The organism is Mycobacterium sp. E2479, assembly GCF_001667925.1.
Classification (GTDB): domain Bacteria; phylum Actinomycetota; class Actinomycetes; order Mycobacteriales; family Mycobacteriaceae; genus Mycobacterium.
In genome coordinates this window covers 14,632-29,932 of sequence record NZ_LZJR01000163.1, presented here as the reverse complement: position 1 = coordinate 29,932, position 15,301 = coordinate 14,632, and the positions used below count along the sequence as shown (strand labels likewise).

Annotated in this window: 13 protein-coding genes; 5 read left to right on the top strand and 8 right to left on the bottom strand. The window is 60.7% G+C overall.

Going from position 1 to position 15,301, the window contains the following annotated elements; translation table 11 throughout:
• The first annotated feature begins 179 nt into the window (after positions 1-179).
• Positions 180-773 carry a TetR family transcriptional regulator gene (locus tag A5686_RS25400; RefSeq protein WP_369829746.1) on the top strand — a complete coding sequence of 198 codons (594 nt, stop codon included), beginning with the start codon at positions 180-182 and terminating at the stop codon, positions 771-773.
• Positions 774-795: 22 nt separating this feature from the next.
• Here the strand turns inward: A5686_RS25400 and A5686_RS25395 are convergent, their stop codons facing one another.
• From A5686_RS25395 to A5686_RS25360, 8 genes are all read right to left on the bottom strand, one after another.
• The gene (locus A5686_RS25395; RefSeq protein WP_067940180.1) at positions 796-2,520 is read right to left on the bottom strand and encodes an MCE family protein; all 1,725 of its coding nucleotides are present in this window, start codon (positions 2,518-2,520) and stop codon (positions 796-798) included.
• Positions 2,520-3,692 carry an MCE family protein gene (locus tag A5686_RS25390; RefSeq protein WP_067940178.1) on the bottom strand — a complete coding sequence of 391 codons (1,173 nt, stop codon included), beginning with the start codon at positions 3,690-3,692 and terminating at the stop codon, positions 2,520-2,522. Before A5686_RS25390 ends, A5686_RS25395 begins: the two co-directional genes overlap by 1 nt.
• Before the next feature lie 8 nt (positions 3,693-3,700).
• Entirely contained in the window at positions 3,701-5,026 is a 1,326-nt protein-coding gene (locus A5686_RS25385; RefSeq protein WP_067940176.1) for an MCE family protein, read from the bottom strand.
• The gene (locus tag A5686_RS25380) at positions 5,023-6,102 is read right to left on the bottom strand and encodes an MCE family protein (RefSeq protein WP_067940174.1); all 1,080 of its coding nucleotides are present in this window, start codon (positions 6,100-6,102) and stop codon (positions 5,023-5,025) included. Before A5686_RS25380 ends, A5686_RS25385 begins: the two co-directional genes overlap by 4 nt.
• Entirely contained in the window at positions 6,092-7,126 is a 1,035-nt protein-coding gene (locus A5686_RS25375; protein WP_067940172.1) for an MCE family protein, read from the bottom strand. Before A5686_RS25375 ends, A5686_RS25380 begins: the two co-directional genes overlap by 11 nt.
• On the bottom strand, positions 7,126-8,328 hold the full coding sequence (locus tag A5686_RS25370; RefSeq protein ID WP_067940170.1) for an MCE family protein: 1,203 nt from the start codon (positions 8,326-8,328) through the stop codon (positions 7,126-7,128). Before A5686_RS25370 ends, A5686_RS25375 begins: the two co-directional genes overlap by 1 nt.
• A gap of 214 nt (positions 8,329-8,542) precedes the next feature.
• The gene (locus A5686_RS25365; protein WP_067940169.1) at positions 8,543-9,325 is read right to left on the bottom strand and encodes an SDR family oxidoreductase; all 783 of its coding nucleotides are present in this window, start codon (positions 9,323-9,325) and stop codon (positions 8,543-8,545) included.
• Between the two features lie 25 nt (positions 9,326-9,350).
• Positions 9,351-11,324: an NAD(P)/FAD-dependent oxidoreductase gene (locus A5686_RS25360; protein WP_067940273.1), complete on the bottom strand. Its 1,974-nt coding sequence runs from the start codon at positions 11,322-11,324 to the stop codon at positions 9,351-9,353.
• 179 nt (positions 11,325-11,503) lie between these two features.
• On the opposite strand from A5686_RS25360, the gene A5686_RS25355 reads away from it, so the two are divergent.
• From A5686_RS25355 to A5686_RS25345, 4 genes are all read left to right on the top strand, one after another.
• Entirely contained in the window at positions 11,504-12,529 is a 1,026-nt protein-coding gene (locus A5686_RS25355; RefSeq protein ID WP_067940270.1) for a Rieske 2Fe-2S domain-containing protein, read from the top strand.
• A gap of 54 nt (positions 12,530-12,583) precedes the next feature.
• Positions 12,584-12,814, top strand: a complete 231-nt coding sequence (locus A5686_RS26975) for a hypothetical protein (protein WP_082947820.1) — start codon at positions 12,584-12,586, stop codon at positions 12,812-12,814.
• Positions 12,815-12,831: 17 nt separating this feature from the next.
• Positions 12,832-13,401, top strand: a complete 570-nt coding sequence (locus tag A5686_RS25350) for a hypothetical protein (protein ID WP_082947819.1) — start codon at positions 12,832-12,834, stop codon at positions 13,399-13,401.
• A 695-nt stretch (positions 13,402-14,096) separates the two neighbouring features.
• Positions 14,097-15,269, top strand: a complete 1,173-nt coding sequence (locus A5686_RS25345) for an adenylate/guanylate cyclase domain-containing protein (RefSeq protein WP_197520699.1) — start codon at positions 14,097-14,099, stop codon at positions 15,267-15,269.
• The last annotated feature ends 32 nt before the right edge of the window (positions 15,270-15,301 follow it).

Below are 15,301 nucleotides of genomic sequence, written 5' to 3'. Positions count from 1 at the left end.
GCGCAGGCTGCGGAAAAGCATTCGTGTGCTCCAAAATTTCAATATCTGAAATTAGTTCTTTACCTCGGCATGACAGTGGGCATAAAACTGATGATAAAATCTGCAGCGATATGTCAACCAATGTTTCCCCGCGCCGGCCGCTACGCGGTAGTCAAGCTCGCGCGGAGCGCACTCGTGCGATGGTGATCGATGAGACGGTTCGGTGCGTGCTTGAAGAGGGGGCCGCTGCGGCGAGCGCCAAACACATCACCGAACGTGCGGGCGTCACCTGGGGCGTGGTCCAGTATCACTTTGGTGATCGCGATGGACTTTTAATGGCCGTGGTTGACCAGGGTTTTAGTCAATTGCTCGACACTCTGCGCGGCGTGGACCCGAATGTGGTTGAAACGACGGGCCGGCGCAGAACGGCGATGTTGCTCGATGCGGTCTGGGCGGCGTTTTCCAGCTCGACGTCGGTAGCTGCGTTGGAGATTTTGGTGGCGACCCGCAGTGGGCGCAGTCTCTTGGAGCAAAAGCATCTTACTGAGTTGCTTTCGGAGTTAACACATCTGGGGCGCTACATTGGCGATTCCCTGGATCGGCGGCGCGCGGACGCGATCGGTGAACTGATCTGGACAGCGCTGCTAGGTTCCATCCTGGCGCAGATGGTCGTAGGCAGAACGGTTGACACGTCACGGCAACGGCGCGCGCTTCTGGACACCATCACCGCCTACATCGCCCAGCACGAGAGTAGCCCCGGTCCGCGGCGGCGTCGGCGGCGTCCTGTGTCCTGATCGCGCGCCGACGCATGTTTAGTCACTCTGGGCGGGGGTCCATCATCAGCTCTACCCAATTCTCGGCGGGCCGTAGTTCCGATGCGCCACTAGCGAAAACACCGATATCCCCGTTGGAGTCGAGGAATTTCCCTGACTTCGCGTCGTATGTGGCGGCCGGGGGGTGCTGGGGGACGCGCGGCGTGCTGCGTGCGGCCGGTGCATCGATGCGTGGCGTTGCGGCCTCGGGTCTTGGTGATTCCGCCGGCGGGGAGGGCCCTGGCGCGGAAGCTCCTGGCGGTAGCTGGTCATAGGGTGGCACCCGTTGATCCGGAGGCGGAGTGTAGGGGAGCGGCGGCGGTGGGGGGCCCTGGGTGACGGGAGGTACTTGCGTCGGAAACGGTGGTGTCAGGGCGGGTCCGGGGCCTGATTCGGTGCCAGGGGGTAAGTGGACGACGGGAGGCGCGGGGTCGTAGTCCGCCTGCGGCGGGATGTAGGGGTACTTGTTCATCGGCAGGATCATCCGTGGGTCATCGATTGGAGTGCCGGGAGGGATCGGTGGACCGCGCCAGGGATTGCTGCCAATGGGCACATAGCCGCGGGGGTCGCGGCAGAGCTGCACGGTGGGGGCCCGCTTACCGGGAAATTCTTGGCACGGATAGTTGCGCGCGCCGCGTACCGCGGTGGGATCGTTTTGCGGCGCTTTACAATACAAGTCATTCGGGATGTCGCGCAGCGTCTGGTCAGCCGGAGTCCGGATTAGCGGCGGCGGAATGAAGCCCACTTCGCATGGTGGTGGGTCGCCGAGGCTGAGCTTAAAGTCGGTCTTGGCGCCTTCGTCGGGCGGCTCCTGCTGAGCGATGCTCAGCAGGACTGCGGTGAGTGCCGGGAAAATGACAAGTACTTGTTCGATCGACTTGTGGTAGATGACCCCGGTGCGACCGAAGTCCGCAAGGTTGGCGGCCAGGACCGGAAACGACGGTCGGATGCCCTGAAAAGCGGTGCTCGCCTGGTCGGCGACGTCGGGGCCGGTTTGCAACAAGGTGTGTAGTTGCGGGTCGGCTCGACGCACGTCGCCGGTAAGCCGCGCCAATCCGTCGGCGAGGGACTTGATCGCGTCGCCGCTGCGGATCTGTGTGTCCAGGAATGGTCCTGTTTTATCGATCAGTTCAGTGGTTTCGGTGGAATGCGCGCTGGCCTCGTCTATAAGGAGGCGTGCAGATTCGATGAGCCGGGCCAGCTCGGGCCCGGATCCGTCAAAGGCGATGAAGGTTTCGTGCAGTAAGTCGCGCAGCCGGCTGCTGTCGATGGAGTTGACGAGGTTTTCGGCCTCGCGCAGGAGACCGGCAACGTCCTGGCTCAGGGCGGTGTGGGAAATGTCGATTTGGGATCCGTTGTGCAGTACGGCGGAAGCCGGGTCGGGTGATGGAACGAGGTCGACGTACTGCTCTCCGACTGCCGAAACACTCTTCACAAACGCGGTCACGTTCTCTGGTACCGCGGTGCCGTTGCTGAGCTGCATCCGCGTATCAACTCCGCGATGGTGGTTCAAAGACACCGATGTCACTTGACCGATGGTGGTTCCGCGGTACGTGACATTCGCTTTGGTGTACAAACCGCCGCTGGCGGGAAAGTGCGCGGTCACGGTGTAGACGCCGATGCCCAGTACAGCCGGCAGATGCAGATAGAACACGGCCGTGATACCGATCGACAGCACCGTGATGACAGCGAAAATGCCCAGTTGCCAACGCGCTAGACGAGTCAGCATCAGTGGGAACCGGACTCTTGTTTCGGCGGAATTTTGAACGGGTCCGCAGCTTGACCAGACAAGTTGGCCATCTCGCCGACGAGAAAGTCCGGGGGGTTGAGGATTTCGCCCATGTGCTTCATGTTGGGATCCAAAGGCGATGTGGTGAAGATAGTTTCGCCGAGTCGCCGTATGGTTATGTCGAACGTGGCGATGACATTGAGGTAGTCACCGCGGACGGCTTGCTTGAACCCGCTTGACGGGAATGGGAATGTCGGGATGATGGGCAGCGCATCGATCAGCGCATTGGCGTTTTCGGCGATTGACTTCACCACCGGGTAGGCGTCTTTGAGGTCGGCGGCAAAGTCGCTCTTGGTCTCAGCGAGGATGTGTGCTGTAACCGTGGCGAATCGCCGTAACGCGCTGAATGCGGCGACTATATTGTCGCCGTTCTGGTTGAGAACGCGCAGTGCTCCCGGAAGTGCATTCAGCGCACCGGACATCTTGTCGTTGCCGCGCGCGACCACGCTAGCGAAGCGGTTGAGTTTGTCGATAGCGGCGACGATGTCGCCGGTTTCCTGGTCGATGGATTCCGCCAGCTCGGCCAGGCGTGGAACGAAGTTGGCGAATTCCCCGGCACGTCCAGCCACCCCGTTGTATAGCTCGTCGGTGATGTCCTGTAGCGCGCCGAGATTACCTTTGTTGACGACGACACCCAGTGACGACAGCACCTCTTCGGTGGTCGGGTAGGCGCTGGCCCTGTTGAGGGGAATCGTGGCTCCATCACGGAGTTTGCCCGTCGCGGGCCGGTCCTCCGGGGCGGCTAGCACGATGTGCTGGGAGCCTAGCAACGATGTCTGCGCAATCTTGACCACGGCATTGGCGGGAAGGGAGACGTTTGGTTTCAGGGACAGCTTCAGCGCCGCGTAGAAGGTTCCGTCGGGGCGCTCAACTGCCTGCACGCCCGAGACGCTGCCGACTGTGACGTCATCGACCATGACGGGTGAGTTCTGCGGAAGCGTGGTCACGTCGGGCAGTTCTGCGGTGATTCTGAAGGAACCGTTGCCGTGGCCGGCGGTACCGGGCATGGCCAGAGAGTTCAGACCACGGAATTGGCAGCCACCGATCAGCATTACGGCACAGCCAACCACAGCTGCTCGGCGGGCTACGCGACTAGCATTGTCAGTCAACATAATTCGTCTCACCGTCCCGGCTCTGAGGGCCGAGGTGCATCTGCTCCGGACGTGGTGGGTGGTACTAGCATCGCCCCCAGGTCTGCGTTGCCGGGAATCTTCGGAGGGGTGACGCCGGGCACTGGCAGCCACTGCAACTGCGAAATCGGCGTCTGGGCCTTCTCTTGGGTGGCGGGGGTGTCGTAGACAACCTGGCCTTTGTAGGCAGTAATGCTGTTGATCGCGTGGAACAAGATCGGTGGGTAGTTGAAGGCCAATCGCCGCACCACGGGCGCCATTCGTTCGCGGCACATTTCGGCGCGCCTCTGGTATTCGGGGAGCATGGATGCCTCAAGTGTCCCGCAAATGAATTGGACGGGATTGGCGAACTGGGGGAATGCCAGCAGACCCGACAGCGATCCCTGTGCTGGGTCGTACATGTTGTAGAAGTTGGCCAGGGCGTTGGGTGCTACGTGCAGGACTTGCTGAATGTCATCGCTGTGAGTTTTGAGCAACGTGGTGAAGTCGGCGAGTTTGTTGATGTTGCTGACCAATGTCTCGTTGTTATCTTTCAGAAACCCCCGGACGTCGGCTAAGGCTTGGTTGAGGGTCCGCAGCGACGTGTCGAGGTCCGAGGAGCTATCGGCGAGCACTTGTGACACCGAGGCGACGTGGTTGGAAAACTGGACGATCTGCTCGTTGCTGTGTGACACCGCGTCGATCAGGGTGTGCAGATTTGTGATGGTGCCGACCAGGTCGGTGCGTGAATCACCGAGGCGTCCCGCGGTCTCCGAGAGCTCGCGCACGGCTTGACGAAATGACTCGCCTTGTCCGTCGAAAGTGTTGGCGGCCTGGTTGACGAAGTTTGTCACCGGACCTTGCACGGAGCCGGGTCGAGGGCCCAGTCGGGCGCTGAGTTGGGTCAGGGCATCTTTGACTTCGTCCCACTCGACCGGCACAGCAGTGCGGCCGCTCGGGATGACCGTCCCGGTGGCCAGCTTGGCACCCCCTTGATAGACGGGTGCGAATTCAATGAACCTTGCCGCGACGAGGTTGGGGGCCATGATCACCGCTCGCGCGTCCGCGGGAATCGCTACGGCGCGCCGTACCGTCATCGTGATCGTGGTGTGAGTGGGTTGCGGTCTGATTGCGGTGATCGACCCGACGGGCACACCGGCCACCATGACGTCATCGCCGGGGTACAGCCCCACCGCCGACGAGAAATACCCCGTCATAGTGATCATCGCCGGTTCCGGCCACGCCAGGCGTGCACCACCACAGCCCAACGCCACCAGTCCAGCTAGCAGCAGGCCGCGGGCGCGGCGATGAGTGAGCGCAAAACGATTGATTTTCATGGCGATTTCGGCTTGACGATCATACGTTCGGCGATCAGACCTCTGAGGAAGTCCGAGATGCTCGCGGGCAATTTTCCGGGCTGGAAGACGGCGTCCAGCAGCATTCCGGAAACGTTGGCCGGCGGCAGACCGTAAATGTTTGCGACGAACGCTGGCGCGGAGCCCACCGACTCACCAAGTGCGGTGGCAAAGGGTGGCAGTCGCTTGAGCGCCTCGTCCAGGTAGTCCCGGTGCTCGTTGAGGTTGTCGAGCACCATGTTCAACTTTGCGAGTGCAGGACCGAACTGGCGGCGATTGTCAGCGACGAAGCCCGAGATCTGCCGGGCCACGTCGTTGATGCCTGAAATCAGCACGCCCAGCGCCTGCCGCCGCGCGGACAGCTCAGCGAACAGCCGATTGCCGTCATCGATGAGCTGGTTCAACTGACCGGACCGTTTCGCAAGTACGCCGGAGACCTGATGGGCATGTGATAACAGCTGACCGACCTGCTCGTCACGGGCGTTCACGCTGCGCGACAACACGGTAAGGCCGTCGAGGGCATCGTGCAGCTGAGGTGTGGCGTCGTGCAGTGCGTTGGTAAGCACCTGCAGTGCCTCCACGAACTTGCCTTTGTCGATGGCGTCGGCGTTGTGGCCTAGGTCTTGGACGGCATCGTTGAGAGAGTAGGGAGTTGTTGTCCGGCCCAACGGTATCGACGTCACGAGGCCCGAGCCGGCCGGCTTCACTTCCAGTGCTCTTTTGCCCAGAACCGTGTCGGTCTTGATCGCCGCCAGGGATTGGTCGCCGATGCGGATCTTGCGATCGACGCTAAAGCCAACCTTTGCCGTACCTGTTACCAGTTCGACCGAGGCCACATTCCCCACCTTGTAGCCGTAGATCTGGACGTCGTTGCCCGCCTTGATGCCTGCGGCGTTGGTGAAGTAAGCGTCGTAGTGCCGGCCCTGTGGCCAGAACGGCAGTTTGGTGTAGCCGAACGTTGCCAGCACCACGCACACGACTATGGTCAGCCCGAAGATCCCGGTGCGCAGTGGATTCCGCTCGCCCGGTCTCTTGGTGTTCGAGTTCTTATTTGGCAAAAGCGCACCTGCCTTTCGAGGGGTCCGGAGATCCGTCGAACGGTATGAGGATGTCGCTGCCAGCCGGGCCGTTGATTTTGATTTTCACCTTGCAGAAGTAGATGTTGAAGAACGCTCCATACGAGCCGAGCGCGGCGAAGCGCAGATAGTTTTCGGGCAATGGCTCAATGACGGCGTTGACGTCGCCTTTGCGCTCGTCGAGCTTGTCCGCCAGTGGGCGTAGGTTTTCCAGCACGCCTTGCAGCGGTCTGCGTGACTGCGCGAGCATCTCGGTGAGATCCGACTCGGAGGAGGCCAGCGGCGGGATTGCCCCGGCGATAGGGTCGCGGCCTTGCGACAGGGTAGTGATCAGGCGTTGAAGTTGATCGACACTTGTGTCGAGCTGGGTTCCTTTTTCGTCGAGTGTGCCAAGGGTGGTGTTGAGGTGGTCGATGACCTCATGCACCAGCTCGTCTCGCGCTGCCAAGGTGTGGGTGAATGATCCGGTGCTGGAAAGGAAATCGGCCAGTGCGCCGCCCTTGCCCTGCATCAGTTCGACGATCGCGTTGCTGACTTGGTTGATCTTGCCGGCGTCCAGGCCCTTAAGGACCGGACGCAGGCCGCCTAGTAGTGCGTCGAGATCGAGTGCCGGTTCTGTGTGGCTGCGGGGGACGGTACTGCCTGGAGGGAGCCTGCGAAGTTCCCCTGGACCCGACGTGACCTCAAGGTATCGGGCTCCAACCAAATCCTGGTAACGGATGACCGCGCGGGTGGAGCTGTAAATTTGGTATTGCTTGTCCAAGCTAAAAGTAACATCTGCGTGATCTCCTTGGATCGCAATGTTTTTGACCGATCCGACGGTGACTCCGGCGATGCGTACATCTTGGCCCGCTTCCAGGCGTGACACCGAGGTGAACTCGGCGTGATAGGTCGCGGTGGAGGAGAATCGAAGTTGCCCGAACGTGACCACCAGCCCGCCGAGGATGAAGAGCATGACGACGGCGAAAATCGCCACTTTGGTTCCTAGATGTTTGGTCTTGTACATCAGTACTCGTCCCTCTCGGCGTAGGCGCCGTTGAACAAGAACTGCAGTGTCGAGGGCGGATCGAATTGCAACTCGGTGTTGGGTTGGAAGGGCACGTAGGCGTTGTCGGTGACCAGGAATGGCGGCCGGTACCACGAGCCGGCGCCCTGTTTGGTCGGCAAGTCGGGTAACCCCCGGCAGTTGGGCCCGCCGGAAGCGTTGACGATCGGCAAGCTCTCTGGGTAGGTGTAGGCGGGCACGCCGGGGATGAAACTTGCGGTGAGGAATAGGCCCGGCGCAATACCCCCGACGTAGGGCTTGAACTTCTTGTAGGCGCTGGCCATTGCCTGTAGTAAGCAGCCGTTCTGGGGCGAGTAGTCGCCGAGTACCTTTAACGGCGCGCGTAGACGCTGAATTGCGTCGATGTAGTCGTTCTCGGCGGGCGCCAGTGTTTGGTATCCGTTGTCGGCAAGGCCGGTTACGGCCAACAGCGTGGCGGTGAGGTTGTCGCGTTGGCCCTCAATGGTGTGCGCGATGGTGGGGGTGTTGTCGAAGATGGTAACCAGGTCCGGGGCGGCGTCGCCGTAGATATCGGCGGTGGCCGCGGTCTTTTGGAAGTCGTCTTGCAGCGTTGCCATCTTTGGATTGATCTTGCCCAGGTAGTCGGTGAGCTCTGAGATGGTCGCGCCCATGTTCTTTCCGTTGTTGCGCAAGCCGTCGCTGATGGCTGACAAGGTGCCGTTGAGCTCGACAGGATCGATCTTGTGCAGGGTCTGCAGCAGCGATTCGAAGAGTGTGTTGACTTCGACCGATACCGATGACGCTTGCAGGTGGGTGTTGGGCCGCAGGGGCATTGAAGACGGATGCGCGGGCAACTTGAATTCCACGGACTTGGCGCCAAAAACCGTATTGCTGGCGATGCGCACGATGGCGTTCGATGGGATGTACTGCATCTGATCGCTGTGTATCGCAAGCTCAAGACGCGCGTGATCGCCTTCGTACGAGATCGACTCGACCTGACCGACCTGTACCCCGAGGTACTTCACCTTGGCACCCGGATCCATTACCAATCCTGCACGTGCGGAATCGATGGTCACCTTGTCAGTTGATGTAAAGGCTGCCGAATAGAAGAGATAGGTCAACACGGTGCAACCCCCAAGCAGACCGGCCAGCAGTAACGCCGCGATCCGCTGCAAACGCCTCGGGCGAGCGTCTAGGGCCACGAGTCCTCCCTACCCATGGTCGGCCAGCTGAAAGGCACTGCACAGACATTGCCGACAAAAATATTGAGCGCTCTATCACATAGAGTTATCAATGTATTGAGCTGCGGCCTTGGGGTCAAGGTTTAGTTCGGTTGCGGTTCGGGGGTATCAAATGCCCTGATAAGCAGGCAGCTCGGGGCTCTCCCGCGCCCTACGGCGCATCATGCGCAAAGTCCTAGGTAACCCACTCGGGCTGTTCACTGACGTCGATGGAGCTGAAATCTTTGTGCCCAAGTCCGGCCACGGTGCCCCCATCGACGACGAATTCTGAGCCCGTAGAGTAACTGGATTCATCGCTAGCCAAGTAGACGACGAGGTTGGATACCTCGCGGGGAGCCGCCGCCCGGCCGAGGGCGGTTTGGAAGAGGTCGTCGGGAATCCATTCGGTCATGGGGGTCTTAATCAGCCCGGGGTGTATCGAGTTGACGCGAATCCCGCTGGGCCCCAACTCTAGAGCCGTCGATTTGGTCAGGCCCCGCACTGCGAACTTGGTCGCGGTGTAGCCGTGGGATGCGATGGTGCCCGCGAGGCCCTCGATGGACGAGATGTTGATAATGGAGCCGCGTCCGGCGTCTTTCATAGGTTTGACGACGGCACGGATGCCCAGAAATACTCCGGTTAGGTTGATGTCGATGATGCGTTGCCACTCGGTCAGTTGGTAGTCCTCGATCAGCCCGACGTTGAGGATGCCGGCGTTATTGACCAAGACGTCTACTCCACCGAAGTCGCCGACCGCTGTGGCGACCGCGGAGGCCCAGTGGTCGGGTTGAGTGACGTCGAGGTGTACGTAGCGAACTGCGTCACCGAGTTGGGCCGCCACCGTTTTGCCCTCGTCGTCAAGGATGTCGCCAAATACGACCTTGGCTCCGTGAGCCACCATCGTCCGCACATGCGACGCGCCCATGCCGCGGGCGCCGCCGCTGACCAGTGCGACCTTTCCAGCCAATCGTTCTGACATTCGGATACTCCTTAGGTTGTTGGGATCAGGGCCGTAGTTCGTAGTCGTCGGGGTTGGGACTGTTGGTCCACTTCCAGTAATCGACGATGCGCCAGGCATATAGCGTGGGGAGATCACCGGCGGCGTTCTTGTAGTAGCTGCTGACCGAGGAATGTGAGTACACCATCGTTTTCAGTTGCGCCTGACTGCGCTGGTTGTAGTCGTGGCATACCTGCTCGCGCACCATGGCCGACGCGGCATCAGCGGATAGCACCATATCGATGCATCCCAAGATGTAGCGCATTTGGCATTCGGAGTTGTAGATGATGCTGGCGCCATTGACCGCATTGGTGCCGGGCCCGTACATGCAGTAGAAGTTGGGGAACCCAGGGACGGTGATGCCAAGGTAGGCGTAGGCCGCATCTCCCCACGCCTCGTTGAGCTCGCGACCCTCAAGGCCACGTATATTGATCGGCCCGAGCTGATGGTTGACGTCGAATCCCGTAGCCCAGATCAGCACGTCAGCATGTCGATGCGCCCCGTCGACTGTGGTCACCCCGTCATGGGTGATTTCGGCGATCTGGTCAGTGATCAGGTCCACGTCATCGCGCTGCAGGGTGGTGAGCCAGGTGCCGTTGTCCTGCAATGTCCGTTTGCCCATCGGCGGATAGTTGGGCGTGACCTTTGCCAACAGGTCCTCATCGTCAGTGAAGGATCGCATCCACGCGATGAACAGTTCACGCACATCGCGATTCGCCTGCCCACAAGACAATCCGCCGTCGTCCCAATCCGGATCGATCACCACCCGGTCGGCGGCGCCATCGGTAATCGGCCACCACGAGACGAACCGCACCCAGCGCGCGTAGTAAGGCAGATGACGCAGCGCCCAGTTGGCGCCTTCGCCAATCGATGCGTGGTAGTCGACGTTGGGAGCCATCCATTGCGCGGTGCGCTGGTAGACATCGACATGCTCGGTGACCGGTGCGATCGCAGGGACTAGCTGAAACCCGCTGGCGCCCGCGCCGATCACGGCGACGTGTTTGCCCGCCAAATCAACGGTGTCGTCCCAGTTGGCGGTGTGAAATGCTGGTCCGCCGAAGTCATTGGCGCCCTTGATGTTCGGGATGACGGCATTGCTGAACTGACCGACGGCGCAGATCACGGCGCGCGCCACCAACTCGTCACGATTGCCGTTGATATCCCGAGTGTGCACCGTCCAGGTGGCGGCTTGGTCGTTCCAAACTGCCCCCGTGGCTTCGGTTTCGAGCCTCAGGTGCCCACCGATGTCGTGGCTGTTCATTACTTTGTTGAGATAGGCCAGGATCTCGTGCTGTTCGGCGTAGAAGTGCGACCAGTGATCGGTGGGTTCGAATGAGTAGGTGTAGTACTGACTGGCTATGTCGACGCGGCAGCCGGGATAGCGGTTGGCGTGCCACGTGCCTCCCACGCCCGGCTGCTTCTCGATGACCGTGAAGGGGATACCTGCCCGCTTGAGTTTGATCCCGGCGAGTAATCCGGCCTCACCGGCGCCGATCACCACAACGGGGAAGGTGGCGCGTTGCGCCGGCGTCGATCGCAGTTCCGGGCCGCTTTGGTCTGCGTCGGACAGGCGCAGATCGGCAGCGATGTAGTCGATGAACTCATCGGTGACCTGTCCGGCGCTGATGACGTCGAGCATCTGGCGCAATTGCGGCGCATCGGGGACGAATGGTGGTGGGCAGCCCCGGTCACGGTAATCGCGCACCACGTCGAAGGCTCGTTGACGCACCTCTTCCTTGTCGACCTCACTCATGCCGCCTTGGAGATCCATCGCAATCAACATGAAGGGTTTGGGAAGCTCGCCGAGCAAGCTCATGTCACCGGTCATGTGCACCATCGACATCAACAAGGCAGGCACACTCGCCTCGGCGATCGCGGCGCGGATGACCTCGTCGGGATCATGGAACGGCACACCAACTAAGCGCCCGAGGCCGGAATCGCCGGCCGCCGGGGCGGTTCGAGTCCCTGTCGAATCAGACACTGACTCACCGTACACAAGTAGCGTTGTGTATGACCATAGTCTAAATTTTGCTTTTCATAGAGTGCTCTCTGCTGATATCATAGACCGCACTATGATTATGCGTGCACGTCACGGTGCACGGCTATAGGTCGCTGCTAGTTGGTGAATCACGCCGCGACACAACAGGAAAGGACAGCGTGATGGCTAAGCCGCCGTTGTCGATGAAGCCGACGGGATGGTTTCAGGTCGCGTGGTCTGACGAGATCGGCGTGGGTGACGTCCACACGGTGAAATACTTCGACCAGGAGATGGTCGCTTGGCGGGCCCAGTCCGGCGAGCTGACCGTGATGAACGCTTATTGTGGGCATTTGGGCGCACACCTAGGTTATGGCGGCAGGGTCGTCGGCGACGTGTTGCAGTGCCCGTTCCACGGGTGGCAGTGGAATCCACAGGGCCGCAACGTCTGTATTCCGTATCAGGACCGACCCAACCGGGGCCGGCGCATCCGTACCTATCCGGTCGTGGAGCGCAATGAATCGGTCTACATCTGGCATGACGTCGAGGATCGCGAACCGTTTTTTGACGCGCCCGACGTTTTTGCCGACTTCGCCGACGGCAGCACTGCGGCCGATTATTACGCTCAGCAGCGACTATTCAAGCAATGCCTGGAGCTGCACCCACAGTACGTGCTGGAAAACGGGGTGGACTTCGCACACTTCAAGTACGTACACAACACACCAATCGTGCCGGTGTTCACTCGCCACGATTTCGACGATCCCGTTTCCTATGTCGATTTCACCATCACCTTCGAGGGCGACGACACCCAGAGCATCGACGAGGTCACAAGTGGGGTGATGGCCATCAACGGCGGCCTAGGCGTCGCGGTCACCAAGAGCTGGGGGATGGTCGACAATCGCACCATCTCGGCCATCACCCCGATCGACGACCACGTGTCGGACGTGCGGTTCATGGTCTACATTGGGCGCACGCCCGGGCGCGATGACGAGCGAGCCGAGGCGAAGGCCCGCGCATTCGGCAACGAAGTCATCCGGCAGTTCACCCAGGACGTGGGCATCTGGGCCCACCAGCGCTACTCCGATCCACCAGCCCTGACGACTGCAGAAAACAAGGGCTTTACCGCCATCCGCGAGTGGGCGATGAAGTTCTATCCCGATGGCAAAGGCGGCAGCGCAGCCGAACTGGCCACCACTAACGTTGAAGGCTGATTTTCGGGCGACGATCCCCCGACTAGCAGATCCATCCACCAGGAAGGTACGGCAGTGAGTGATTCTCAGCCGATCAAGGTTTTCCAGGTAGCCACCGGCAACGTCGGCTCCGAGATGATTAAGCGCCTTGCCACTCAAACTGACCTCGAACTCATTGGCGTGCTGCTGCAAGTCGGATCCGCTTCCTCACAGACGCGCATGACCCCGCCGACACCGGCAGCTCGTTATCGAAGCGAGCCGTCCGTCGGCAAGCGGATTATGCGATATGCGCATCGGACATCATGACCGGAGGAGGGGACTTTATGGCCTACGATAGAACAGATTTCGACGTCTTCTGGCGAGAGTGGATCGAGGCCAACCGAAGGGCCCAAGACACCGGCGACTGGACGATGCTGGCTGACTTTTACGCGCCGCAGGCCACCTACGGCTGGTCCTATTCAGCGACCGACCACTTCATGGCCGACGGCCGCGCCGAGATTCGTGATCTGGCGCTGGGCACCGAGATGCTTGGTTTCCAAGGTTGGGTGTACCCGTACCAAGCAGTTCTCTTCGACGACACCACCGGCCAGGCCTTCGGTCTGTGGCGCCAATTATCCACCTTCCCAACTCCGCGCGGTGGGCGCTATGAAGTTCAGGGGTTGGGCGGCAGTTGGTTTCAGTACAGCGGCGAGCGCAGTTGGGCCTGGCAGCGCGACATCTTCGACGTCGGGCTCGCGACCGCGGCCATGCTCGACATCGTGCAAGACGGCAATAATAGTCCGCAGCTCGACGAGCGGATAGCAGCTATCACCTCCGGACGGCAACCCGGTCACTATCCGAGCTGGGAAACGATGAGCGCACCGCTATGGCCCATGCCGCCGGTACTGGACTAATGGTGCGACTCGCGCCCCACCCCGCGCTGCGGTAGGAGCCAATCCTGAGGAACTCGTTACGATTTCAGACCCTAGGCGGTCACGGTATGCCCAGGGGCCATATGCGTCGGGCCGTCGACGTTGGTACAGGGCCTTCGATGGCCGAGTGGCACCGCCAAGGCGCGCCGTTGTGGACCCGAACGCAATGCCGGAACGCCGGGCCTGATTGCAGCTCGCAGCGGAATTACGTTCCAGCACATTATCATTGAGAGACGACGCCCATGCTCATTCCACCGGACGGTTCGCTGCAGGCTGGCCGCTCAGGGGTTGAGTCGCGAAACCGGGGATCTGGTATCGCAAAGATGACGCGTGGATGTTGGACACGCAACGGCCACCGAACATACCCGGTATCGCGCGGAGTTAGAGCGCTTCTGATATCTGGCGTTGTCGTGCCGGCAATTCTTGGTGCGGCGGTTATTGCGGCCTTGACGTGGTGGGCACTACCCACCGGAGCGGGCTTGACCCAGCGCCATGTCCTTCAATCGAATATAGCTGCCTGCATCCTATATGTGGCTGCCGTTGTACCCTTGGCGATCTGCGGAGGTCGTTACTGGGTGACTGTGCCCATCGGTGCTAGTAACGCGGTGAAACTCCGTACATTGCTCAGCACTCCAACTCGTGTTGCGGTGATCCACGGGGCTGTTTGGTGTGGCGCAATGATGCTGCTAGTTCTTACGAACTTTGATTCGCCCTGGCTAGCAACGACATTGGGCGTGTCGATGGCGCTGGGCGCAGCGGTGACAACAGCATTGTCTTACTGGTTATGCCTTCGCGCATTGCGGCCCCCCGTAACTGAATTGCTGACTCGTAAACCACCAACTCGGCCACACGGTCCAGGCCTGCGACTGCGCACGGTCGGCGCCTGGGTGGTGGGAACAGGCATTCCCCTGTTGATGCTCATTCTGGTCGCCGCGAGCGCACTCGTCGTTGATTACTCTAGTCACCGGCTGGCGGTCGTTGTTCTTGCACTGGTTGTGTGCGCCCTGATCAGCGGTCTATTTGTCGCCGCGTTTACGGCGGCGAGCACCGCCGACCCGATCGACGAGGTCACGCGCGGTATGCGACGCATCGAACACAGTGACTTCGGTGTCTCTGTTCGTGTGTTCGACACTACTGAGCTGGGTCTGCTGCAGGCCGGTTTCAATAGGATGGCGCGTGGCTTGCGTGAACGTGAGCAGCTTCGCGACCTTTTCAGCCGGCACGTCGGCCGCGAAGTAGCCGAATTCGCTGAACAAGTCGCTGAGGGAAGGCCCGGCGAGACCGAGATGCATGGAGTCAGTTGCGAAGTCGCGGTGCTATTCGTGGACTTGGTGGGATCGACACGGCTGGCGACTACGCTGGATCCGCACGAGTTGGTGGGAATGCTCAACGACTTCTTCGCAATCGTCGTGAGCACCGTGGAGCAGCATCGGGGTCGGGTCGACAAGTTTGTAGGCGATGCGGTGCTGGCAGTCTTTGGCGCGCCCGTCGCCGACCCGCAAGCAGCCACCCACGCGCTCGCCGCGGCCCGAGAACTCCACGTCCTGCTCAACACCAACCATAGCGACCTAAAGGTCGGCATCGGCGCATCTGCCGGTAGGGCGGTGGCAGGCAACGTCGGTGATCCCAGCCGGTATGAATACACCGTAATAGGTGACCCCGTCAATGAAGCGGCAAGGCTGACCGAGATCGCAAAGCTCTCGGGCGGTCTCGCTGCTTCGGGCGCCGCGCTGGGCAGGGCTGATGCATCCGAGGCGGGGCGGTGGAGCGTGGTCGAGTCAAAAATTCTTCGCGGACGAAGTAAACCAACCGAAATCGCTGTCCCGACAAGCATGACCGTTTCTCACTAGACGATATAGTAATTGTGTCTTGTCACGCGCTA